At 74.0% G+C, this 21,021-nt stretch carries 23 protein-coding genes and 1 riboswitch; of the genes, 12 read left to right on the forward strand and 11 right to left on the reverse strand.

The window, feature by feature from the left end:
• Positions 1-14: 14 nt before the first annotated feature.
• Together ACIPUC_RS03590 and ACIPUC_RS03595 are read right to left on the reverse strand one after the other, a co-directional pair.
• The gene (locus ACIPUC_RS03590; protein WP_446586525.1) at positions 15-857 is read right to left on the reverse strand and encodes a sugar phosphate isomerase/epimerase family protein; all 843 of its coding nucleotides are present in this window, start codon (positions 855-857) and stop codon (positions 15-17) included.
• Positions 854-1,966, reverse strand: a complete 1,113-nt coding sequence (locus ACIPUC_RS03595) for a LacI family DNA-binding transcriptional regulator (protein ID WP_446586526.1) — start codon at positions 1,964-1,966, stop codon at positions 854-856. Before ACIPUC_RS03595 ends, ACIPUC_RS03590 begins: the two co-directional genes overlap by 4 nt.
• A 219-nt stretch (positions 1,967-2,185) precedes the next feature.
• Here ACIPUC_RS03595 and ACIPUC_RS03600 point away from each other — a divergent pair, with 219 nt between their 5' ends.
• The 4 genes from ACIPUC_RS03600 (at position 2,186) to ACIPUC_RS03615 (ending at position 5,980) form a co-directional block, all read left to right on the forward strand.
• A complete protein-coding gene (locus ACIPUC_RS03600; RefSeq protein ID WP_446586776.1) occupies positions 2,186-3,310 on the forward strand; it encodes a Gfo/Idh/MocA family protein in 1,125 nt (374 codons plus the stop codon).
• Positions 3,307-4,464: a dihydrodipicolinate synthase family protein gene (locus tag ACIPUC_RS03605; protein WP_446586527.1), complete on the forward strand. Its 1,158-nt coding sequence runs from the start codon at positions 3,307-3,309 to the stop codon at positions 4,462-4,464. Before ACIPUC_RS03600 ends, ACIPUC_RS03605 begins: the two co-directional genes overlap by 4 nt.
• The gene (locus ACIPUC_RS03610; protein WP_446586528.1) at positions 4,461-5,300 is read left to right on the forward strand and encodes a sugar phosphate isomerase/epimerase family protein; all 840 of its coding nucleotides are present in this window, start codon (positions 4,461-4,463) and stop codon (positions 5,298-5,300) included. Before ACIPUC_RS03605 ends, ACIPUC_RS03610 begins: the two co-directional genes overlap by 4 nt.
• Positions 5,301-5,581: 281 nt before the next feature.
• Entirely contained in the window at positions 5,582-5,980 is a 399-nt protein-coding gene (locus tag ACIPUC_RS03615; RefSeq protein WP_446586529.1) for a VOC family protein, read from the forward strand.
• Here the strand turns inward: ACIPUC_RS03615 and ACIPUC_RS03620 are convergent.
• Both ACIPUC_RS03620 and ACIPUC_RS03625 read right to left on the reverse strand, forming a co-directional pair.
• Positions 5,940-6,176 carry a hypothetical protein gene (locus ACIPUC_RS03620; RefSeq protein ID WP_446586530.1) on the reverse strand — a complete coding sequence of 79 codons (237 nt, stop codon included), beginning with the start codon at positions 6,174-6,176 and terminating at the stop codon, positions 5,940-5,942. The two genes, ACIPUC_RS03615 and ACIPUC_RS03620, sit on opposite strands and share 41 nt — an antisense overlap.
• A 157-nt stretch (positions 6,177-6,333) precedes the next feature.
• A complete protein-coding gene (locus tag ACIPUC_RS03625; RefSeq protein ID WP_446586531.1) occupies positions 6,334-6,492 on the reverse strand; it encodes a hypothetical protein in 159 nt (52 codons plus the stop codon).
• 171 nt (positions 6,493-6,663) lie between these two features.
• Here ACIPUC_RS03625 and ACIPUC_RS03630 point away from each other — a divergent pair, with 171 nt between their 5' ends.
• The 3 genes from ACIPUC_RS03630 to ACIPUC_RS03640 all read left to right on the forward strand — a co-directional run bounded on the left by ACIPUC_RS03630 (position 6,664) and on the right by ACIPUC_RS03640 (position 8,898).
• Complete coding sequence (locus ACIPUC_RS03630; RefSeq protein WP_446586532.1) at positions 6,664-6,798, forward strand: hypothetical protein; 135 nt, start codon at positions 6,664-6,666, stop codon at positions 6,796-6,798.
• Positions 6,799-7,105: 307 nt separating this feature from the next.
• Positions 7,106-7,645 carry an ArsR/SmtB family transcription factor gene (locus ACIPUC_RS03635; RefSeq protein WP_446586533.1) on the forward strand — a complete coding sequence of 180 codons (540 nt, stop codon included), beginning with the start codon at positions 7,106-7,108 and terminating at the stop codon, positions 7,643-7,645.
• Complete coding sequence (locus tag ACIPUC_RS03640) at positions 7,642-8,898, forward strand: MFS transporter (RefSeq protein WP_446586534.1); 1,257 nt, start codon at positions 7,642-7,644, stop codon at positions 8,896-8,898. Before ACIPUC_RS03635 ends, ACIPUC_RS03640 begins: the two co-directional genes overlap by 4 nt.
• Before the next feature lie 82 nt (positions 8,899-8,980).
• On the opposite strand, the gene ACIPUC_RS03645 is transcribed toward ACIPUC_RS03640, so the two are convergent.
• From ACIPUC_RS03645 to ACIPUC_RS03655, 3 genes are read right to left on the reverse strand one after another with little or no spacing between them, the layout of a single operon-like run.
• The gene (locus ACIPUC_RS03645; RefSeq protein ID WP_446586535.1) at positions 8,981-9,835 is read right to left on the reverse strand and encodes an ABC transporter ATP-binding protein; all 855 of its coding nucleotides are present in this window, start codon (positions 9,833-9,835) and stop codon (positions 8,981-8,983) included.
• Positions 9,832-10,893, reverse strand: coding sequence for a FecCD family ABC transporter permease (locus ACIPUC_RS03650; RefSeq protein WP_446586536.1), 1,062 nt, complete (start codon positions 10,891-10,893; stop codon positions 9,832-9,834). The genes ACIPUC_RS03645 and ACIPUC_RS03650 overlap by 4 nt, the downstream gene beginning before the upstream one ends.
• Positions 10,890-11,891, reverse strand: coding sequence for an ABC transporter substrate-binding protein (locus ACIPUC_RS03655; protein ID WP_446586537.1), 1,002 nt, complete (start codon positions 11,889-11,891; stop codon positions 10,890-10,892). The genes ACIPUC_RS03650 and ACIPUC_RS03655 overlap by 4 nt, the downstream gene beginning before the upstream one ends.
• A gap of 46 nt (positions 11,892-11,937) precedes the next feature.
• A riboswitch (cobalamin riboswitch) is annotated at positions 11,938-12,077 on the reverse strand.
• Between the two features lie 50 nt (positions 12,078-12,127).
• On the opposite strand from ACIPUC_RS03655, the gene ACIPUC_RS03660 reads away from it, so the two are divergent.
• Positions 12,128-12,664, forward strand: coding sequence for a DUF4352 domain-containing protein (locus ACIPUC_RS03660; RefSeq protein WP_446586538.1), 537 nt, complete (start codon positions 12,128-12,130; stop codon positions 12,662-12,664).
• A gap of 165 nt (positions 12,665-12,829) precedes the next feature.
• Positions 12,830-14,164, forward strand: a complete 1,335-nt coding sequence (locus ACIPUC_RS03665) for a glycoside hydrolase family 18 protein (RefSeq protein WP_446586539.1) — start codon at positions 12,830-12,832, stop codon at positions 14,162-14,164.
• A 107-nt stretch (positions 14,165-14,271) separates the two neighbouring features.
• On the opposite strand, the gene ACIPUC_RS03670 is transcribed toward ACIPUC_RS03665, so the two are convergent.
• Positions 14,272-15,372, reverse strand: a complete 1,101-nt coding sequence (locus ACIPUC_RS03670) for a winged helix DNA-binding domain-containing protein (RefSeq protein ID WP_446586777.1) — start codon at positions 15,370-15,372, stop codon at positions 14,272-14,274.
• Positions 15,373-15,467: 95 nt separating this feature from the next.
• Here ACIPUC_RS03670 and ACIPUC_RS03675 point away from each other — a divergent pair, with 95 nt between their 5' ends.
• Together ACIPUC_RS03675 and ACIPUC_RS03680 are read left to right on the forward strand one after the other, a co-directional pair.
• Positions 15,468-16,469, forward strand: coding sequence for a helix-turn-helix transcriptional regulator (locus ACIPUC_RS03675; RefSeq protein ID WP_446586540.1), 1,002 nt, complete (start codon positions 15,468-15,470; stop codon positions 16,467-16,469).
• Positions 16,470-16,512: 43 nt separating this feature from the next.
• Positions 16,513-17,397: an aldo/keto reductase gene (locus ACIPUC_RS03680; RefSeq protein ID WP_446586541.1), complete on the forward strand. Its 885-nt coding sequence runs from the start codon at positions 16,513-16,515 to the stop codon at positions 17,395-17,397.
• On the opposite strand, the gene ACIPUC_RS03685 is transcribed toward ACIPUC_RS03680, so the two are convergent.
• Positions 17,384-18,358 (reverse strand): PfkB family carbohydrate kinase, encoded by a 975-nt coding sequence (locus ACIPUC_RS03685; RefSeq protein WP_446586542.1) that lies wholly within the window; start codon positions 18,356-18,358, stop codon positions 17,384-17,386. The two genes, ACIPUC_RS03680 and ACIPUC_RS03685, sit on opposite strands and share 14 nt — an antisense overlap.
• Positions 18,355-19,005 (reverse strand): bifunctional 4-hydroxy-2-oxoglutarate aldolase/2-dehydro-3-deoxy-phosphogluconate aldolase, encoded by a 651-nt coding sequence (locus ACIPUC_RS03690; protein ID WP_446586543.1) that lies wholly within the window; start codon positions 19,003-19,005, stop codon positions 18,355-18,357. The genes ACIPUC_RS03685 and ACIPUC_RS03690 overlap by 4 nt, the downstream gene beginning before the upstream one ends.
• 87 nt (positions 19,006-19,092) lie before the next feature.
• Here ACIPUC_RS03690 and ACIPUC_RS03695 point away from each other — a divergent pair, with 87 nt between their 5' ends.
• Positions 19,093-19,893, forward strand: a complete 801-nt coding sequence (locus ACIPUC_RS03695) for an IclR family transcriptional regulator (protein ID WP_446586544.1) — start codon at positions 19,093-19,095, stop codon at positions 19,891-19,893.
• Positions 19,894-19,915: 22 nt separating this feature from the next.
• Here the strand turns inward: ACIPUC_RS03695 and ACIPUC_RS03700 are convergent, their stop codons facing one another.
• Positions 19,916-20,905, reverse strand: coding sequence for a hypothetical protein (locus ACIPUC_RS03700; protein ID WP_446586545.1), 990 nt, complete (start codon positions 20,903-20,905; stop codon positions 19,916-19,918).
• Between the last annotated feature and the right edge of the window lie 116 nt (positions 20,906-21,021).

Here is a 21,021-nt window from a genome sequence, read left to right on the forward strand (position 1 = left end):
GGGGGGCGGGGGAATCACCGCGTCGATCCGGCACGGCCTCCCTGGACCGTCTCTTCCGGACCGCGGCCCGCCACCAGTTGGGCCAGGTACTCGCGGCCTGTCGCGAGCTGACCGGGCAGCTCGGCCGCCTCGGGGTACCAGCGTTTCTCGTACTCCCAGCAGAGCCAGCCGTCGACCGGTGCGGCGGTCACGGCTTCCGCCACCGCCTCGGCCAGCGGCAGCACTCCGGCGCCGAGGCCGAGCGGGGTGAGTTCCTGCGCCGAGGCCACGTCCTTCACCTGTACGTAGCCCAGGTGCGCGGCCAGGGCCTGCCGCGACCGCTGCGGCGTCTCGCCCCCGAGCCAGGTGTGCAGTACGTCCCACAGCGCGCCCGCGCCCGGGTGCGCGACCCGGTCCAGCACCCGGGCGGCGGCGACCCCGGTCCGATGGGAGTCATGGGTCTCCAGCAGGATCCGCACAGCGTGCCGCTCGGCGAAGGGCGCCGCTGCGCGCAGTCTGCGTACGGCGTTGGCATCGGCGGCCGCCGCGGGCAGGTCGCGGCCGCCGGGGAAGACCCGTACGTACGGGGCTTCGAGGTCGGCGGCGAGCCGGACCAGCGCGCGCAGTTCGGCGAGGACCGGCTCGTCGGGACCGGCCGCGGCCACCGCGGCGTAGCCCGCGACTGCGAGGACGGCGACCCCGGCGGCGGTGAGGGTGCGCCGGCCGGCGGCGCGCTCGGCTGCGGGGCTGTCGGGGTGCAGGGGCTCCTCGGGATGGGCGCGCAGTTCCAGGCCGTCGAAGCCGTGGGCGGCGGCGAGGGCGGCGCTGCGTCCGAGGGGGGTTCCGGGCAGGCCGAGCGTCGAGAAGGCGTACTTCACGGGCGGCTCCCCATCGCCGGGGCGGGTCCGGTGGAGGCGCGCACCATCAGCTCGGTGGGAAGGGTGGTGATCCCGCCCGGAGGCAGCGGTCGGCGGCCGGTGACCAGTTGGGCGGCGAGTGCGCCCGCCTCGCGCAGGGGCACCCGGACGGTGGTGAGGGCCGGGGCGGTGTCCACGCAGAACGGCAGGTCGTCGAAACCGGCGACGGACACGTCCTCGGGAATCCGCAGTCCCGCCTCGCGCAGGGCGGCGGCGACGCCGGTGGCGACGGTGTCGTTCGCCGCTGCGACTGCGGTGAAGGGTGCCCCGCGGCGCAGGAGTTCGCGGGTGGCGTCGTAGCCGGCGGAGCGTTCGAAGGCGGCGTGCACGGTCAGTTCGGCGCAGGCCTCCGGGAGGCGGGGGTCGTGCCGCAGCAGGGCGGCGCGATGTCCGGCGAGCCGCTCGCGGGTGGTGCTCAGTCCGGGCGGGCCGGCGACGGAGGCGATGCGCCGGTGCCCGAGTGCCAGCAGGTGCTCGGCGAGGCGGAAGGCACCGCCGTGGTCGTCGAACGTCACGGTGGCGACGGGCAGTTCGGCGGGCATTCCGGTGGCCATTGGGGCGGGCGTTGGCGTGGGCAGGGGCAGCGGGGGCCGCCCGCACAGGACCACGGGCGCGCCGGTCGCGGCTATCCGGGCGACGCGGGCGGCGAGGGCGGCGGTGTGCTCGGGGTCCTCCGGGGCGCCGCCGGTCAGGACGACTCCGCCGGCTCGCTGGCCCTCCAGCAGGGCGAGGTAGGCCAGTTCGGCCGCGGGGTCCCCTTCGGTGTTGCAGACGACCGCGAGGCGGCGGGCGCCTCCCCGCCCGGCGGGCGCCAGGGCGCTCTGCAGGGATCCGGCGAGGATCCCGAAGAAGCTGTCGGCGACGTCGTGGACGAGGACGCCGACGAGGTCGGAGGTGGCGGCCGCGAGCGCGCGGGCGGGCCCGTTGGCGATGTAGCCGAGTTCTTCGACGGCCTGCTCCACGCGGGTACGGGTGCCGCCGGCCACCGGATATCCGCCGTTGAGCACGCGCGAGACCGTGGCGGGCGACACCCCCGCGCGCGCCGCGACCTCGGCCAGGGTCACCGCCATGCCGCACCATCCCTTCTTTCCGTTCCCGGGTCATCGTCTCATTCGGTGTGTGGATCTCCATACTCCCAGATTGGGAAAGCGCTTTCTATCACTCGTAAGAGTGTTGCGCTGGCGGTGATCGCGGTTCTAGCCTGAACGGAGTGAAAGCGCTTTCTATCGTTCCATCGCTCTTCATCGAACGGGGAGGACACCGTGGACCGCAGGACCATCAAGATCGCCATGAACGGCGTGACCGGGCGCATGGGCTACCGCCAGCACCTGGTCAGGTCGCTGCTCGCGCTGCGTGAGCAGGGCGGGCTTCCGCTGGGGGACGGCACGGTGCTGTGGCCCGAGCCGGTGCTCGTGGGGCGCCGGGAGCCGGCCCTGAGGGAGATCGCCGCACGGCACGGCCTGGAACACGTCAGCACCGACCTGGAGGAGGTGCTGGCCGATCCGGAGGTCGAGATCTACTTCGACGCCCAGGTCACCAGCGCCCGTGAGACGGCGGTCCGGCAGGCCATAGCGGCCGGCAAGCACGTGTACTGCGAGAAGCCGACCGCCCTGACCTTCGACTCCTCCCTCGAGCTGGCGCGGCTGGCCGCGGCCGCCGGGATCAAGCACGGCGTGGTGCAGGACAAGCTGTTCCTTCCCGGGCTGCTGAAGCTGAGGCGGCTGATCGCGGGCGGTTTCTTCGGCGAGATCCTCTCCGTGCGCGGTGAGTTCGGGTACTGGGTCTTCGAGGGTGACTGGCAGCCCGCGCAGCGGCCCTCGTGGAACTACCGCGCGCAGGACGGCGGGGGCATCGTCGCCGACATGTTCCCGCACTGGGAGTACCTGCTGCACGAGCTGTTCGGCCGGATCCGCACCGTGCAGGCCCTCACCCGGACCCACATCGGCCGCAGATGGGACGAGGAGGGCAAGCCGTACGAGGCGACGGCCGATGACGCCGCGTACGGAGTCTTCGAGCTGGAGGGCGGCACGGTCGCCCAGATCAACTCCTCGTGGGCGGTAAGGGTGCACCGCGACGAGCTGGTGGAGTTCCAGGTGGACGGTACGCACGGGTCGGCCGTCGCCGGGCTGCGGGGCTGCCGCATCCAGCATCGCGGGGCGACGCCGAAGCCCGTGTGGAATCCGGATCTGCCGCAGACCGAGCCGTTCCGCTCCCAGTGGCAGGAGGTGCCGGACAACGCCCCCGCCGACAACGGCTTCAAGGCCCAGTGGGAGCTCTTCCTGCGCCATGTCGTCCTCGACGAACCCTGGCAGTGGGATCTGCTGGCCGGGGCGCGCGGAGTGCAGCTCGCCGATCTCGGCCTGCGCTCCTCGGCGGAGGGGCGGCGGCTGCCGGTGCCGGAGGTGGTCCTGTGAGCATCCGGCTCCCTTCCACGGACGGCGGATACCGCCTGCACCGGCCGAACACCGAACCCTTCGCACCGCTCACCTGCGGTCCGGCCCGCAGCCGCAGGTTCTACTCGGCCGCGCACGTGGTCGCCGACCCGCAGACCCCGCCGGGCGCGGCAGGGTCCGGGGTGGACTGGGACGCGACGCTGGCCTTCCGCCGCCGGCTGTGGGCACAAGGGCTCGGGGTCGCCGAGGCCATGGACACGGCGCAGCGCGGAATGGGCCTGGACTGGCCGGCCGCCGCGGAGCTGATCCGGCGCTCGGCGGCGGAAGCCAGGGCCGTCGGCGGCCGGATCGTCTGCGGGGCTGGCACCGACCAACTCGCTCCGGGTCAGGCGCACTCACTGGCGGCGATCACCGCCGCGTATGAGGAACAGCTCGCGCACGTCGAGGCCTGCGGGGCCGGCTCCGTCCTGATGGCCTCGCGAGCGCTGGCCGCCACGGCCCGTGGCCCCGAGGACTACCTGGAGGTGTACGGGGGCCTGCTCCGGCAGAGCGCGCGGCCGGTCGTACTGCACTGGCTGGGGCCGATGTTCGATCCGGCGCTGGTCGGCTACTGGGGTCACGACGACCTCGACGCGGCCACGGAGGTCTTTCTGAGGATCATCGCCGACTGTCCGGAGAAGGTGGACGGGATCAAGGTCTCGCTGCTGGACGCGGAGCGGGAGGTGGACATCCGGCGGCGGCTGCCGGCCGGTGTGCGCTGCTACACGGGAGACGACTACCACTACCCGGAACTGATCGCAGGCGACGGCGAGTTGGCCAGTGACGCGCTGCTGGGCATCTTCGACCCGATCGCCCCCATAGCGGCGCGGGCGGCGCTGGCCCTGGACCGGGGGGATGGCGCGGGCTTCCGGGAGCTGCTGGATCCGACGGTCCCGCTGTCGAGACATCTCTTCGCCCCGCCGACCCGCTTCTACAAGACCGGGGTGGTCCTGCTGGCCTGGCTGGCCGGGTACCAGGAGCAGTTCCGGATGGTCGGCGGGCTGGAGACGGCGCGTCCCCTGGCCCATCTGGCCACCGCCTACGAAGTAGCCGACGGGCTGGGGCTGTTCCCCGATCCCGAGCGCGCCGAGGACCGGATGCGCGGACTGCTCGCGCTGCACGGGGTGGCGTCGTGAAGCCGGCACCGGCCCCGGCGCGGCTCAGCGTCAACCAGGAGACGATCCGCCAGTGGTCGCTGCCCGAGCTGGTCGCAGGGTGCACGGCGGCGGGGGTGGGCGCGGTCGGGCTGTGGCGCGATCCGGTCCGGGAGTTCGGGGTGCGGGAGACGGCGAAGCTGGTCGCCGGGGCGGGGCTGCGGGTCAGCTCTCTGTGCCGGGGCGGCTTCTTCACCGCGGCCGATCCGGCCGGACGGGCGGCCGCGCTCGACGACAACCGCCGGGCCGTGGAGGAAGCGGCCGAACTGGGCGCGGACACCCTGGTCCTGGTCTCGGGCGGGCTGCCCTCGGGCGACCGGGACCTGGTGGGCGCGCGCGGGCGGATCGCCGGGATCCTCGGCGAGCTGGCACCGTGGGCCGCCGCGCACGGGATACGGCTGGGGATCGAGCCGCTGCATCCGATGTTCGCCTCGGACCGCTGCGTGGTCTCCACGCTCGGCCAGGCCCTGGACCTGGCCGAGCAGTTCCCCGCTGAGCAGGTGGGGGTGGTGGCCGACTCCTATCACCTGTGGTGGGATGAGCGGCTGCCGGCCGATCTGCTGCGGGCGGGCGAGGGCGGGCGCATCGTGTCCGTCCAGGTGGCCGACTGGGTGACGCCGCTTCCCGAAGGCGTGCTGCTCGGGCGCGGACAGCTGGGCGACGGCTCCATCGATCTGCGGGGCTTTCGCGAGCTGGCCGACGCGGCCGGATATCGGGGGGCGGTGGAGGTCGAGATCTTCAGCCCGGGCCTGTGGGCCCGGGACGGCACGGACGTGCTCCGGGAGGTGATCGACCGCTACCGCGAGCACGTCGACTGAAGGGTGGGCCGCTGGGGCGGGTCGGTTCTCTTGGCCGTACTTCCTCCCGATGTCCAGCGTTCCCCGGGCCGGGAGGAGGCCGGCTCCGACGACGTCGAGGACCGCCTGGAGGCGGTGTACCGGGGGCATGAGCGCGGGCGGCCCCTCGGCGCGCTGGGCCGGAACCCGGTGGACTTCACCCGCCGGGGCTGTTTACGATCGTGGTCGCGGCATCGCGTGTCGGTCACCGGCTGGGTGAGGCATGGAGGTCGCCGCGAAGTGCCTTTCGGAGGCATTCACCCATGTCAGTCGCACTGAACCACACGATCATCCACTCCCGTGACAACCGGGAGTCCGCCGAATTCCTGGCGCACGTCCTCGGTCTGCAGGTCGGGACCGAGTGGGGCCCCTTCATTCCGGTCGAGACCGCCAACGGCGTCACCCTGGACTTCGCGACCATCCCGGCCGGGTCCATCACGCCGCAGCACTACGCGTTCCTCCTCTCCGAGGAGGAGTTCGACGCGGCCTTCGAGAAGATCCGGGCCGCGGGGGTCGCGTACTACGCCGACCCGCACGGGAAGCACCCCGGCGAGATCAACCACAACGACGGGGGCCGGGGCGTGTACTTCACGGACCCGGCCGGGCACGGGATGGAGATCATCACCCGCCCGTACGGGTACCAGGAGGACGGGACCGCGTAACCAGGGACGGTTCGGCGACCATCCGGTCCATGACGGCGGGCGGCAGTGCGGGATTCCGCACGGCCGCCCCTGCCGTCTCCACGCCGCCGAGCAGCCCTACCAGTACCGGGACGGGCAGCCGCGGGCGCTGCGCGGCGTACGCCCGTACGCCGCTGTCCGGATCGCCGAGGAGCCGTACCGCGGAGTCCGCGGACACCCGGGGGCGGGTCGCGGCGCGCCTGCGTGTCGGCCTTCGGGTAACTTCCCGTTCTTGGAGCCACGGAGCCTTCTTACTGCCCCTGGTCCGTGAGCTCTTCACCGGTAGCGATTGAGCGGCTCGGCCGCGTATGTGCCGTCGGACAGCACTGCGTCGGTCAGCTCGAACCGTTCGCGGCTGCGGAGCCACGGACGGTGGTGCTGTCGGGTTGGACGGCTCGGCTCCGGCGGAGCCAGGCCCACGCGGCGGCCGCCGCCAGCACGGTGAGGCCGCCCAGGGTTTCCGCGGTCCAGCCGGTGAGTACGTCGCTGAGCATGTCGGTGTCCTTCTTCTACATCGTGAGGAGAGGCGGAGCATGAGGAGACGTCAGAGCTTGCGTCGCGTCCTGGGCCGGCACAGTGCGGGACCGGGGGGGGTTGGCCCCGCAACCCTTGCGGGTCGGTGCTCCGTACGCCCTCCGGGACTTGCAGTGAGCGCACTCTTGGGTGTGCTTCCTTCAGCCGGTCCGCGAGGGAGAGACTCCGTCGACCGCGCCATGGCCGCCGTCGCCGTCGCGCACCAGGCCGCCGGCCTCGTCGCCCAGCCGAACCGGACCGGAGCCCGTCTCGTGCTGCGCGGCTAGGAGGCTGAGCTGAAGGCGGCCAAGGACCCGCGGGGCAAGAGTCGCGAGGCCGCTGCCGCGACCCCGCGCGTGCTGCGGCAGATGATCGCCGTGCAGGCCGGTGTCCTGCGCGCGCTCGCCGCGGGCGGCTTTCGGGTAGCGACCGGCGGTCCCAGGCAGGACCCGCTGGCGGAGCGGAGGCGCCCGGGTGCGGGTTGAGCTTCGGGAAGGAGAGTGCAGGAGCGAAAGCCTGACGTGCTGGACAGCCGATTCCGGATGCCCGAGAAACCCCCTTGCACAATGGTCAAGAAGTGTTGACCATTGGTGCATGCCCACCGATGATCTTCCTGAGACGTTCCACGTCACCACTGACGAGCAGCTGCGCGCCGTCTCCAATCTCACGCGTCACCGGATCATGGCCGTGCTCCGCTTCGAGCCCGCGACGATCACGCAGATCGCCGAGCGGGTGGGCCTGGCGAAGGGGAGTTCCAGCTATCACGTACGCCTGCTGGAGCGGGCCGGCCTGGTGAAGGTGGTACGGACGCGGAAGGTCCGGGGGGTCACCGAGCGGTACTACGCGATGGCCGCGCGGGCGCTCGTGCTGCCGGATCCGGGCGAGGGGGGGCCGGATGTGCTGATGCGCCATGCGGTGGCGGATCTGGAGGCGTCGCCGGTGGATGGCGAGCGGCACGTACGGATGGCGCATCTGCGGCTCACCGAGGAGCAGTTCGCGGAGCTGGGGGCGCGGTTGCAGGCTCTGGCGGACGAGTACCGGGAGCTGTCCGATCCGTCGCTGCCGGACGCGTCACTCGTCTTCGCACTGTTCCACCCGTCACCGCGCGAGCAGGCCGAGGGGGGCGCCAAGTGACCTCAGGCGTTCGGAAGTTGCCGACCGGGTTCGGACGGCTGTGGACTGCGCAGACGGTGTCCTCGCTCGGTGACGGGGTGACGCATGCCGCGCTGCCGCTGCTCGCGCTGACGTTGACGCGGGATCCGATGGCGCTCGCCGTCGTCACGGCCGCCGGGACGCTGCCGTGGCTGCTGTTCGGGGTCCTCGGCGGTGCGCTGGTGGACCGCTGGGACCGCCGCCGCACGATGTGGGTCGCGGACACGGCTCGTGCGGTGCTGCTCGCGATACCCGCGGCGGCGGCCGTGCTCGACGTGCTGAGCATTCCGCTGCTCGCGGCCGTCGCCTTCCTGCTCGGCCTCGGCGGACTCTTCTTCGATACGGCCGCCACGGCCTATCTCCCTGACCTGCTCGGCCGCGACCCCGCGCTCCTGGAGCGCGCCAACTCCCGCTTGCGCGGCGCCCAGACCGCCATGTCCGGGTTCGCGGGGCCGCCCGCGGGCAGTGCGCTGCTCGCGCTCGGACGGGCGGTTCCGCTGCTCGCCGACGCGGTGTCGTTCATGATCTCCGCGCTACTCGTACGTACGCTGCCCGCCATGCCCCGGCCCGTGCCGGAGGTCCGCGAGTCGCTGCTCCGGCAGGCGCGGGCCGGGGCCTCGTACGTCTTCCGGGACCGGTTGCTGCTCGGGCTCGCGCTGCGTCCGGCGGTCGGGAACGTCGCCTTCCTGGCGGTGGAGACCGTCCTCGCCCTCTTCGCGCACGACCGCCTCGGCATCGACACCTACGGCTTCGGCCTGCTCCTCACGGCGGAGGCCACCGGCGGTCTGCTCGGTGCAGGCATCGCCTCGTACCTTGGCCGACGACTCGGCACGGGCACCGCACTGACCTGCACTGCCGCTGTCGAAGGGCTTGCCATCCTGGGCCTTGCCGCTGCCCCGAACCCGTACGTGGCCGGGCTCGCTCTCGCCGTCTGCGGAGCGGCCATGGGCGCCACGATGGTGCTCGGGCCCTCCCTCCGGCAGGCGATCGTCCCGGCCCACCTCATGGGCCGGGTCGCCTCCACCTCCCGGATGCTGGCCATGTGCGCCGCCCCCATCGGGGCCTTCCTCGGCGGCTGGCTGGCCACCGCGTACGACATCCGCACCCCGCTCTACGCCGCCGCCGTACTCCTCCTGGCGATGACGGCCATCACGGCATCCATGACCAGCAACCGCCGGGTCGAAGCGGCGCTGCGTGCCGCCGCCCCGGCCGGTGATCCACAGCGTGCCCTTTAGGGCACCGAGAGGTCGCTGAGCCAGGCGGGTGTCCCACAGCCGCCTGCTGACGGCCTCCCCGTACCGCGGCCCGGCCCACTCGTCACTGCTTCCCCGCGTGTTCCCCATCCGAGTGGAGGTAGACGACGTTCGGCGCGCCCGTGTCCGGGTGGATTCCGATGCGGGTGCGCACCCCGTACACCTCGGCCAGCAGCTCCTCGGTCAGTACCGCGGCGGGCGGGCCCTCGGCCACCACCCGGCCGCCGTCCAGCACGTACAGCCGGTCGCAGAAGGCGGCGGCGAGGTTGAGGTCGTGCAGGACCAGCAGGCCGGTGGCGGGCAGGGCGCGGACCAGGCCGAGGATCTCCAGCTGGTAGCGGATGTCCAGGTGGTTCGTCGGCTCGTCGAGGGCGAGCAGGCCGGGATCCTGGACGAGGGCGCGGGCCACCAGCGCGCGCTGGCGTTCGCCGCCGGAGAGCTCGTCGAAGCGGCGCGCGGCGAAGGCGCCCGCACCGACGGTCTGAAGGGCCTCGGCCACCCGCCGGACGTCATCCGGGCCGTCCTGCTCCCAGAAGCGCTTGTGCGGGCTGCGCCCCATGGCGACGACCTCGCGGACGGTCAGCCCGAAGGTGCCGCTCGCGTCCTGGGGGACGACCGCCACGCGCCGCGCCCGGTCCTTGACCGTGAGCGCGCCCGCGTCGGCGCCGTCCAGCAGGACCCGGCCGGCGGTGGGCCGCAGGGTGCCGTAGACGCAGCGCAGCAGGGTGGTCTTGCCGCTGCCGTTGGGGCCGACCACGCCGACCGTCTCGCCGGGACGGGCGGTGAGCTCGACACCGTGCAGCAGCGTGTGCCCCTCGGTCTCGTAACGCACGCCCTGGACGGCGAGTTCCAGCGCCGTCGAATGCGTCCGCGTCCGCGTCTGCGCCTGCGCCTGCGCCTGCGCCGCGTTCCCGGTCATCCGGTCATCCCCTCGGTGCGGGTGGAGCGCCGCAGCATCCACAGGAAGAACGGCCCGCCGACGAGGGCGGTGACCACGCCGACCGGGATCTCCTCGGGCGCCGCGGCCGTACGGGCGACCAGGTCGGCCAGTGTCAGGAACACCGCGCCGCCCAGCGCGGCCACCGGCAGCAGCGCCCGGTGCCCGGCGCCGACGACCATCCGGGCGGCGTGCGGAATCATCAGCCCGACGAACCCGATCGCCCCGCTGTAGGCCACGAGTACGCCGATGACGAGGGAGGTGAGGACGAACGCGGCGGCCCGGAAGCGCCCGGTGTCCAGGCCGAGGGTGTGCGCGCCCTCCTCGCCCGCGAGCAGCAGGTCGAGCGGCCGGGCTAGGGCGACGAGCAGGCCGGTGCCCGCGAGCAGGGCGACGGCGGGCAGGGCCAGTTCCTCCCAGCGGGCCCCGCCGAGCCCGCCGAGCGTCCAGAAGAGGACGGAGCGGACCTGGTCGGGGTGCGCGGCGAGCACCAGGACGAGGCTGGTGAGGGCGGACAGGATGTACTGGACGGCGACCCCGGCGAGGATCAGCCGGCCGGTGGTCATGGCTCCCCCGCGCCGGGCCATGGCGTAGACGGCGGCGAGCGCGCCCAGCGACCCGGCGAACGCGGCGGACGGCACGCCGAGCCGGCCCAGGAAACCGGCCGTGCCCGCCGCCCCCGCGACACCGGTGCCCGCGCCGAAGACGATGACGAGGACGGCCCCCGCCGAGGCCCCGGACGAGGCTCCGAGCAGGAAGGGGTCGGCGAGCTGGTTGCGCACGAGGGCCTGGAGCACGGTGCCCGCCACGGCGAGCCCGGCGCCGACGACGGCCCCGAGGAGCACCCTCGGCATCCGGACGTCCCACACGATGGAGGCGAACGCCCCGGTGCGCCTCTCGCCCGTCAGGCCGCCGAGCACGATGTCGATGACCTGGCCGGGCGCGATCCGTACCGGCCCCAGGGCCAGCCCGGCGACGGCGGACGCCGCCAGCAGGGCTGCGAGGAGGACGAGGACGGCCGGGGTCCGGCGCCGGCTCACGCGGCGTCGGGGTGCAGCTGGCGGCCCAGTGACTCGACGGCGTCGGCGACGCGCACGCCGAGGACGGCCGAGGAGAGCGGAAGGACGACGAACCGCTGGTTCTTGATCGCGGGAACCTGGGCGAGGGCCGGGTCGTTCAACAGGCGCTGCTTCTTGGCTTCGACGGTGGTGCTGCCGTAGTCGTAGATGAGGACGACCTCGGGCTTGCGCTCGATGACCTTCTCCCACGACACGTCGCCGAAGGTGTCCTTGAGGTCGGCGAAGACGTTCGTCCCGCCGGAGAGCGAGACGATCTCGTTGCCGATGCCGTCGCCCCCGGCGGTGTAGGCGGAGGCCTCGCCGGAGTCGTAGACGAAGACGGACGGCCGGGGCTTTTCCTTCACCCGGGCGGTCACGGTGTCGATGCGGCGCTGCTCGTCCTCGATGAGCTTCGTGCCGCGCTCGGGCACGCCGAAGGTCCGCGCCACTTCGGTGATCTCGGTCTTGAGCTGGTCGAGGCCGACCGGGCCTCCGGCGCAGTTCTCGACGTTGAGCCGGGAGTTGATGCCGGTCTTGGCCAGCCCCTCACGGTCGCGGCCCTGCCCCTTGTCGAAGGCGCTGGAGTAGCCCCCGTAGACGAAGTCGGGGTTGGCGCCGAGCAGGATCTCCTTGGAGGGGTACCCCTTGGCCAGCACCTTGATCCTGTCGTATGCGGGCCGGTAGGCGGGCAGCACGGCGTCGTCGAGGTAGGCGGAACCGGCGATCCGGTCCTCCAGGCCGAGGGCGAGCAGCACCTCGGTGGCGTGCTGGTTCATGGTCACGGCGCGCTGCGGCGGTGCCTGGTAGGTGCTGCTCACGCCGCAGTTGGTGACGGTGTACGGGAACCCGGGCGCCTCGGCGGACGATCCCGCGGCCTTGGCCTGCCGTTCGGCGGGGGAGCCGGCGCAGGCGGCCAGGGGTATCAGGAACGCGAGGGGGGTGAGCGCGCGCAGGACGGCGCGGGCGCGGTGACGCGACATGGCAGAGCCTCTCCGGGGGATCCGCGTCCCCTGGTCGACGTGAAGGAGCGAGCAGAGGCGGTGCGTCAGTGTCTGACTCCCGGCCTTCCCCGCGGGGAGGGCCGGTCACAGTGGCGGGACCGCACCGGAATCGCACCGGTTTCCTGTCCTGCACCGCCTTGGTAACGCGGCCCAGTCTGCCAGAGTGGATCTTCCTGGGTGGCGGGACCCCCGGGCCGGGGAGGATCGTGGACAGGGTGATCGGTGGATCAGCGGGTGCCCCCGCGCCCCGGCGCTCCCTGCGCGGCGCGCCGGCCGCGCTGGCGCTCGTGCTCGTGCTCGCGCTCCTCGGCCTGGCGCTGCTGGGCGCGGCCCCCGGCGGGTCGGGGGAGACGGTCTCCCTGGCGGGGAACGAGCCCGGCCAGCGGCTCGACGTCACCCTGGTCCAGGTGGTGGACCCGGCGAGCCCGGCCGATCCGGAGGGCCCGGCTGCCGACGCGTCGACCCGGCTGCTGGCCGTCCGGTTCCGCCTGGAGAACACCGGTACCGCCGTGTACAAGGACTCCCCCGCACCGTCCGCGCACGTGCTGGACACGGCCGGGAAGCGGTTCGCCGGGCTCAACAGCCCGACGACGGCCGGGGCCTCCTTCCCGGACACCGTCACCCTCAGCCCCGGCGGATCGGCCGAGGGCTTCGTCACCTTCAGGCTTCCGGAGGACGCCGCCCCGGCGGCCGTCCAGTTCGCCCTGAACGGCGGCCTGGCCGACGACGTCGGCCAGTGGAGCCTTCCGTAACCCCCGTAACACCCGTGCCACCCGTGCCACCTCGTGCACCCCGTAACACCACCCGTGGCAGGCGGGTTTCCGCCGCCCCCTTGACCGCTCTGGTCCAGACCAATAGTTTCCGGCATGCACCGCGCACGCGCTCACGCCCCGCTCCCGCATCCGCAAAGGAAGCCCATGCGCCGCAGCATGCTCGGCAGGCTGGCCGTCGCCGCCTGCTCCCTCTCCCTGCTGACCGCCTTCGCACCCGCCGCCGGCGCGGCGCGGGACGAGGCGGCGGGCGGTCACCACCGCTCGTACAAGAAGGTCGGCTACTTCACCCAATGGGGCGTCTACGGACGGGACTTCCAGGTCCAGGACCTGGAGAAGAACGGCTCCGCCGGCAAGCTCACCCACATCAACTACGCCTTCGGCAACGTCAGCGCCGAGGGCAAGTGCTTCACCGGGAACGTGCCCGGCGAGGCCGACGCCTGGGCCGACTACGTCCGCCCGCTCGACGCCGAGAACTCCGTGGACGGGGTCGCCGACACCTGGGAGCAGCCGCTCGCCGGCAACTTCAACCAGCTCCGCGAGCTCAAGGCCAAGCACCCGGGCCTCAAGGTGCTGATCTCCCTGGGGGGTTGGAGCTGGTCCACGCACTTCTCGGACGCCGCGCTGACCCCGGCCTCCCGCAAGGCGCTCGTCGAGTCGTGCATCGACCTCTACATCAAGGGCAACCTGCCGCAGGACGGCGCCCGCGGGGGCGCGGGCGCGGCCGCCGGGGTGTTCGACGGGATCGACCTCGACTGGGAGTGGCCCGGCTCCGCCGGTGACACGGACACGAAGTTCCGGCCCGAGGACAAGCGCAACTTCGCCGAGCTGGTCAAGGAGTTCCGCACACAGCTCGACGCGTACGAGCGCAGCCGGAACCGGCCGTCGCCGTACGAGCTGACGGCCTTCGTCCCGACCGCGCCCGCCAAGATCGACGCGGGCTTCGACGTCCGCCGGATCATGCGCGACCTCGACTTCGTGACCCTCCAGGGCTACGACTTCCACGTCTCCGGCGAGCCCACGACGGCCCAGCAGTCCGCGCTCTACGCCCGGGGCGACTTCAGCGTGGACGGCACGGTCGACGCCTGGCGGCGGCGCGGCGCGCCCGCGCACAAGCTGGTGATGGGCATGCCGTTCTACGGGCAGGGATGGACGGGCGTCAGCGGCGGCGGGGACGGCATGGGGCAGCCGGCCACCGGACCGGCGCCGGCCACCTGGTCGGCGGGGTACGAGGACTACAAGGCGCTGAAGAAGCTGGCCGGCTCCGGGACCTACCAGATCCACCGGGACCGGCGCGGCGGGCACGCCTGGCTCTTCGACGGCACCACCCTGTGGACGTACGACGACCCGCAGGTGCTGCGGACCAAGACCGGCTACATCCGCGAACACGGCCTCGGCGGCGCGATGTTCTGGTCGCTGGACGCGGACACCGCCGACGGCGAGCTGTTGACGGCCGTGGACCGGGGCCTGCGGGGCCGCTGACCCGGGTCTGCGGGCCCGCACTGACCGGCGCCGCCGGGCCGCGACTTCGGATCCGGCCCGGCGGCGCCCTCCAGGTGCGCCGCCCCGCGTGCGTCCGCCGCGCCGGCTCAGCGGGGAGACGCGCCGATCCGTACGCGGTCGCTGTCGTGGTCGGAGAGGAACGACGCCAGCTCACTCCCTTCCTCGGCGACGGCGGCGCGGTCGCCCCGGGAGAAGCGGCGCAGCGGGGTCACACTCACGGTGCCGTCCGTCACGCTCCAGGTCGCGGCGACCCGGCCGTCGACCAGGACGACGCGGGCGCCGGCGACCGACAGGCCGCGGTGGGCGTCGTCGATGATCCGGGTGCGGTCGTGGTAGCCGAGGAGCGCGTTGTCGAACGCCGGCAGGAAGCGCACCGGGGCGGGGGTGTCGGGGTCGGGGCGCGGCGCGTCCGGGAGGTCCAGCAGTTCCCGTCCCCGCTCGTCGCGGAAGGAGGCGAGCTCCTCGCGGAGCGCGGCGACGGCGGCCGGCAGTCCGGCGAGGCCGCACCAGGCACGCAGGTCGGCCGTGGCGGCCGGGCCGTAGGCGGCCAGGTAGCGCCGTACGAGCGCCCGGCCGACCGGATCGGAGCCGTCCGGGCACGGCGGATCGATCTCGCGGCCCAGCCAGGAGGAGAGCAGTACGTTGCGCACGCCCGCCCGCGTCCGCCACAGCCCGCGCGGCGGCAGCTGCGCCACCGGGAGGAGGGCGGCGATCAGCATCTCCCCCAGGGCCCGCGTCCCCGGCGCCGGCCAGCGCCCGGCGAGGGCCCGCGCGAGCTCGGTCATCGAGCGCGGCTCGCCGTCGGCCATCACCGCCCGGCCCGCCGCGGCGAGTTCCTCGAGGTCCGTCCCGGCGAGCTCGCGGCGGTAGGTTCCGAGCACCCGCTGACGCAGCATGCTGTCGTGGCGGGCCCGCCAGGCCAGGGCGTCCTGCGCGGTGACGAGGTGGACGGTGCGGCGCATCAGATGGGTCCGCACCACCCGCCGCCCGACCAGGTGGTCCGAGAGCTCGGCCGGGTCGAACGCCCGCAGCCGCGACCAGAGCCCGGTGAACGGCTCCTGCGGTTCCTGCGCCTGCAGACCGCCGAGGTGCGCGACGGCGTCGAGGACCGGTACGCCGGCGCGCTCGAGCAGCAGCTGCCGGGCGAGCGTCGCGCGGCCCAGCGCCCGGGAGTCGAGAACGGTCATCGGGTCCTTCCGGTGGTTCGTGTGGTCCGGCACGGGCCCGACCCTCGCAAGAGAAGCGGACAGGATGTGACCGCTTCTCGGGGCAGCATGGAGTCATGCAGAAAACCTCAGCGCGACTGCTGTCGCTGCTCTCGCTCCTCCAGGCGCGCCGTGACTGGCCGGGGGCGCTGCTGGCCGAGCGGCTGGACGTCAGCCCGCGCACCGTCCGCCGTGACGTCGACCGGCTGCGCGAACTCGGCTATCCCGTCGTGGCCTTCAAGGGGCCCGACGGCGGGTACCGGCTCGAGGCGGGCGCCGAGCTGCCGCCGCTGCTGTTCGACGACGAACAGGCCGTGGCCCTCGCCGTGGCCCTCCAGGTCGCGGCCGCCACCGGCGCCGGCATCGAGGAAGCCGCGGCGCGGGCGCTGGCCACGGTCCGCCAGGTCATGCCCGCCCGGCTGCGCCGCCGCATCGACACCCTTCGGTTCACCGCCGTCGAGCGCGCCACGACCCGCCCGGACCCGCAGGCCGACAGCGGCGTGCTCATGGCGCTCAGCGCCGCCGTCCACGCCCGCGAGGAGCTGCGCTTCGACTACGCCTCCGTCCCCGTCTCCCCGCCGGGAGCGGACGATGCCCCCGCCCCGCTGCCGCCGCGCCGGGCACAGCCCCACCACCTCGTCACCTGGGGCGGGCGCTGGTACCTCGTCGCGTGGGACCTCGACCGCGAGGACTGGCGTACGTTCCGCGCCGACCGGATCACCCCGCGCACCCCCACCGGGCCGCGTTTCGCACCGCGCGAACTGCCCGGAGGGGACGTGGCCGCCTTCGTGACCAGCCGGTTCCAGGGCTCCGACGGCTACGGCGGCGACCGGGCCTGCCGCGGCGAGGTGATCCTCGACCTCTCCGCCGCCGACGTGTCCCGCTACGCGCACGACGGGGTGGTCGAGGAGCTCGGCCCGGACCGCTGCCGGCTCGTCCTGGGCTCCTGGTCGTGGCCCGGTCTGGCCGCCACCATCGGCCGGTTCGACGCCGACGTCGAGGTCATCGGCCCGCCCGAGCTCAAGGACGCCTTCGCGCGCCTGGCCCGCCGCTTCGCCGCCGCCGCCGCGACCGGCTGATGCCCGCTGCGGGGCCGCTCACCAGGCCCTATACCCTGCGCGGATGACCTCAGAAACGATCACCGCGGCCGCCGCGGGCACCTGGCGACTGGGTGACCTGGCCATCAATCGGCTCGGCTTCGGCGCGATGCGGCTCACCCACCTCGCCGACGGCTCCCCCAGCGACCGCGAGCGGGTGACCGGCGTGCTGCGCCGGGCCGTCGAGCTCGGCGTGAACCACATCGACACCGCCGCCTTCTACTTCTCCCCGCTGCGCTCCGCCAACGAGCTGATCAACCGGGCGCTGGCCCCGTACGCCGACGACCTCGTCATCACCACCAAGGTCGGGCCGGGCCGCGACGCCGCCGGGCAGTGGTGGTGGGCCGAGCCCGGGCAGTTGCGGGGGCAGGTGGAGGAGAACCTCCGCCAGCTGGGCCGCGACCACCTCGACGTGGTCAACCTCCGCGTCCCGCGCCGGGAGACGACCGGGTCGGTCGCCGAGCACTTCGGGGCGCTCGCCGAGCTCCGCACGGCCGGTCTGATCCGGCACCTGGGCATCTCCAACGCCCGCCCCGACCACCTGGCGCAGGCGCAGGCCATCGCGCCGGTGGTGTGCGTGCAGAACCCGTACGGGATCGGCTCCCCGGCCGAGGACCACGCCTTCCTGGACGCGTGCGGGGAGCAGGGCATCGCCTTCGTGCCGTTCTTCGCGATCGCCGGCGCCGGCAAGGAGGCGGGGGCGAGCGCCGAGGACAGCGCAGAGGTACGCGCCCTGGCCGAGGCCCACGGGGTGTCGGCGGCCCAGCTGCGCCTGGCGTGGACGCTGAGCCGCGGTCCGCACGTCCTGGCGATCCCGGGCACGGGGAACCCGGACCACCTCGTCGAGAACGTCGCCGCCGGCTCCCTGCGCCTCACCGCCGAGGAGGTCGCGCTCCTCACCGCCGGGTGACCCGGCGGTGCCGCGCCGCCAGCGCCGCCGTCTCCGCGAAGGCGGGGACGCGCCCGGTGCCGCCTCGGCCGGACACGGAGAGGGAGGCGGCCGCCGCACCGTAGGCCACGGCGTCTGCGAGTCCGTCGCCGAGGGCGAGCCGGGCGGTGGCGGTGCCCGTGAAGCAGTCGCCCGCGCCGGTCGCGTCGACCGGCGCGGGGTTCTGGGGCACCGGCTGGTACCGGGCGCCCGCGCCGTCGTCCAGCAGCAGTCGGCCGGCGCCCGCGGTGACCGCGACGGTACGGGCGCCCAGCGCGCGGCAGCGGGCGGCGGCGGTGCCCGGGTCGTCGGTGTCCACGAGGGCGAGGGCGTCGGCCGGGCAGGAGGTCTTGAGCAGCCCGGTCAGCGGGGCGATCCGGGCGAGCAGGTCCCGGGCCCGGTCGCGGCCGGTCAGCCGGGGGCGGAAGTTGGGGTCGTACGAGAGGTGCCCGCCGGCCGCGTGCACCAGGTGCGCGGCGGCCAGCACTGCGTCGTGGCTGCTCGGTGACAGGGCGCCCGTGATGCCGCTGGTGATCAGCGCGGTGGAGGCGGTGAGCAGCGCGCGCCAGGACTCGATGTGAGCGGGCGCGAGGGCGGAACCGGCGCTGTGGGCGCGCCAGTAGACGAAGTCCCGGTCGCCGTCGGTGTCGGCGGACAGCAGGTAGGCGCCGTTGGGCCGTGGGGCGCGGCGTACGTGGGAGACGTCCACGCCGAGTGCGGCGGCGCGCCGCAGCAGCGGGGTGCTGAGCGCGTCGTCGCCGACGACGGCGAGCAGGGCGGTCCGGGCACCGGCTGCCGCGGCGGCCGCCGCCGCGTTCAGCGCGTCGCCGGAGTAGGAGATGCGGGCCGGGGTGCCGTCGGCGACCTCGCTCAGCGGGGTTGCGGCGTGGATCTCGACGAGCACCTCGCCGAGCACGAGGACGTCGTAGACGGGGGCCGTCACGGCCGGGGCTCCGGCTCGGCGCAGTCGCCGCGGCCGCAGCACGGACCGGCCAGCGCGGCGAATACGGCGGCCAGTTCGGCCGGGTCGGCGGGCAGCCCGCTGCCGATGCCGACGGCGCCGGCCCCCGCGGCCAACCACTGGGGGACCTCGCCGGGCGGGATGCCACCGGTCGGGATGATCAGCCCCTCGGGAAGTACGGCCTTGAGGGAGCGGATGAACCCCGGGCCCCCGACGTGGGCGGGAAACACCTTGGCGGCGCCCGCGGCCCGGACGGCGGAGGCGATCTCGCCGGGGGTGAACCCGCCCTCGATGAAGACGGCTTCGCGGCGCGCGGCGACCTCGCGGACCTCCGGGGCGGGGTGGGGGGAGAGCAGGAAGCCGGCGCCCGCGTCCAGGGCGGTCTCGGCCTGCTCGGCGGTGGTCACGGTGCCGACTCCGACGAGGGCGGGGCGGCCGCGCGCGTCGGTGAGCGGGGCGGTGCGGGTGACGGCGGCCGCCCAGCCGGGGGTGGAGGTGGTCAGCTCGACCGCACGGCATCCGGCGGCCAGCAGGGCGGCGGTGTGTTCCGCGGCCTCGTCGGCGTCGGCGTTGCGCAGCACCGGCAGCAGGCGCTGGGCGGCTATCACCGCGTACGGGTGGCAGGACAAGGACCCTCCCGTTTGTTCCACGTAGTGGAACGGCATATTGTGTAGCGGAACCATGTGGTCTAGACCCTACACAGTCCGGGAGTTGTCGTGTCAACGGATGGGTCCCCGGAGCCCGGGGAGGGCGGCGCGCCGCGCGGAGGGCGGAGCTCCGCCGCGGGATCGGCACTGGAGAAGTCCCTGCGCATCCTGGAGGCGGTGACGGCGCCCGGCGGGCCGCACCGGCTCGCCGAGGTGACGGCGGCGGCCGCAGTGCCCAAGTCCAGCACCTTCCGGATCCTCGCCTCGCTGGCCGAGCAGGGCTTCGTGCGCCAGGACGGCGACGGCCGGTACGGGGTGGGACCGCGGCTGCGCGGGCTGTCCGCCCTGGTCGGCGGCGGGGAGCCGGCGAGCATCGGGCGGATCCTGGACGAGCTGCGCCAGGCGACCGGCGGCCAGACCGTCCATCTCGCCCTGCACAGCGGGCAGACGATCACATACATCCGGAAGCTGGAGAGCGAGCAGCCCTTCCGGACGGCCTCCCGGGTCGGCATGCACATGCCGCTGCACACCACCGCGATCGGCAAGAGCGTCCTGGCGCACCTGCCCGAGGCGGAGGTGCGGGAGTTGATCGCCGCCACCGGGCTGCCGGTTCGGACTCCGCGGACGGTCACGAGCGCGCAGGCGCTGTACGCGCAGCTGGCGGAGGTCCGCGCCCGCGGCTTCGCCCTCGATGACGAGGAGAACGAGGCGACCATCCGCTGCATCGGCGCGGCGGTCCTCGGCCCGGGCGGCCGGCCGGTCGGCGGGGTGAGCATCACCACCGTCACCTTCCTGGTCGGCCGCGAGGAGGTCGAGTCGTTCGCGCCCGCTCTGCGGGCGGCCACGGAGGCGCTGGCTCCGCTGCTGTGAGCGGAGCCGGCGCCTTCGCGGATCAGCGCCCGGCCGCCTCGACGGCCGACGCCGACGCCGACGCCGACGCGGCCGGCGCGCCCGGCCCGGGTCGCGCCCCGGAGCCGCGCCGCAGGGCGAGGGCCGCTCCCGCCGCGACCGCGACGGCCAGCCCGGCCGCCGCGCCCAGGGTCACCCCGTCCGGCGCGGTGAGCGCCTGCCCCCGCAGGGCCTGCCAGGCGGTCAGGGCCACCAGTCCCGCGTACCCCGCCGCCGCGACCAGGACGAGGCGCGTGCGCACGGCCGGGACGGCCGCCCAGCCGTACCGCCGGGCCGCGAAGGTCAGCGCCAGCGCCAGCAGCGGCAGCGCCTGGAGGGCGTGCATCCCGGCGAAGTGGGCGATCCGCAGATCGCCCCCGGTGGCGGCCCAGCCGGTGACCGGCAGGTGCGGTCCGCCGTCCGGGACGCCGACGCTGTGCGCGCCGACCGTGTCGGTGATCTGCGCGGCGAGCTGCGCCTCGGTGGGCTGGACCATCAGGAAGCCGATCGCGAGTCCGGCGAGCGCGACGACCGAACCCGTCCGAATGGCCCACGCGGTGGCCCGGTCGGCGAGCGGCTGGCGCCACAGCACCACCGCCATCAGCAGGGCGGCCAGCCACAGCACGACGACCGTCGCCCCCATCACGGCGAACAGGCCGCTGTCGAAGGGGGTTTCCTGGTTGAAGTGGCTGCGCTTGCCCCGCACCACCTGGCCCACGATCACGGCCATCTCGATGGCGCTCGCCGCCGCGATCACCGCGCCCGCCCACCAGCCCGCCCGGCGGCCGCGCGTGAGCAGCGAGTACATCCACGCCAGCGTCAGCCCGTAGACGGCGAACGAGACCGAGAACTTGAACGGCTTGTGCCAGATCGGGGATCCGACCAGCACCCGGTCGTCCACGATCAGCCCCACCCCCGAGACCAGCGCGAGCACTCCCATGGCCGCCGCGAAGACGAACAGCGGCCGATGCCATCCTTCGATGTGGTTCCGCATCCTGCACCCCCCATAATGGATACCGGCACTACCCGCTATCCGATAGTGCCACTGTCCATAATCCAGCCCGCCCGCGCAAGCCCCGGGCCCCACCGAAAGAGAGAATTCACTTTGCG

This window comes from Streptomyces sp. LARHCF249 (genome assembly GCF_052871255.1).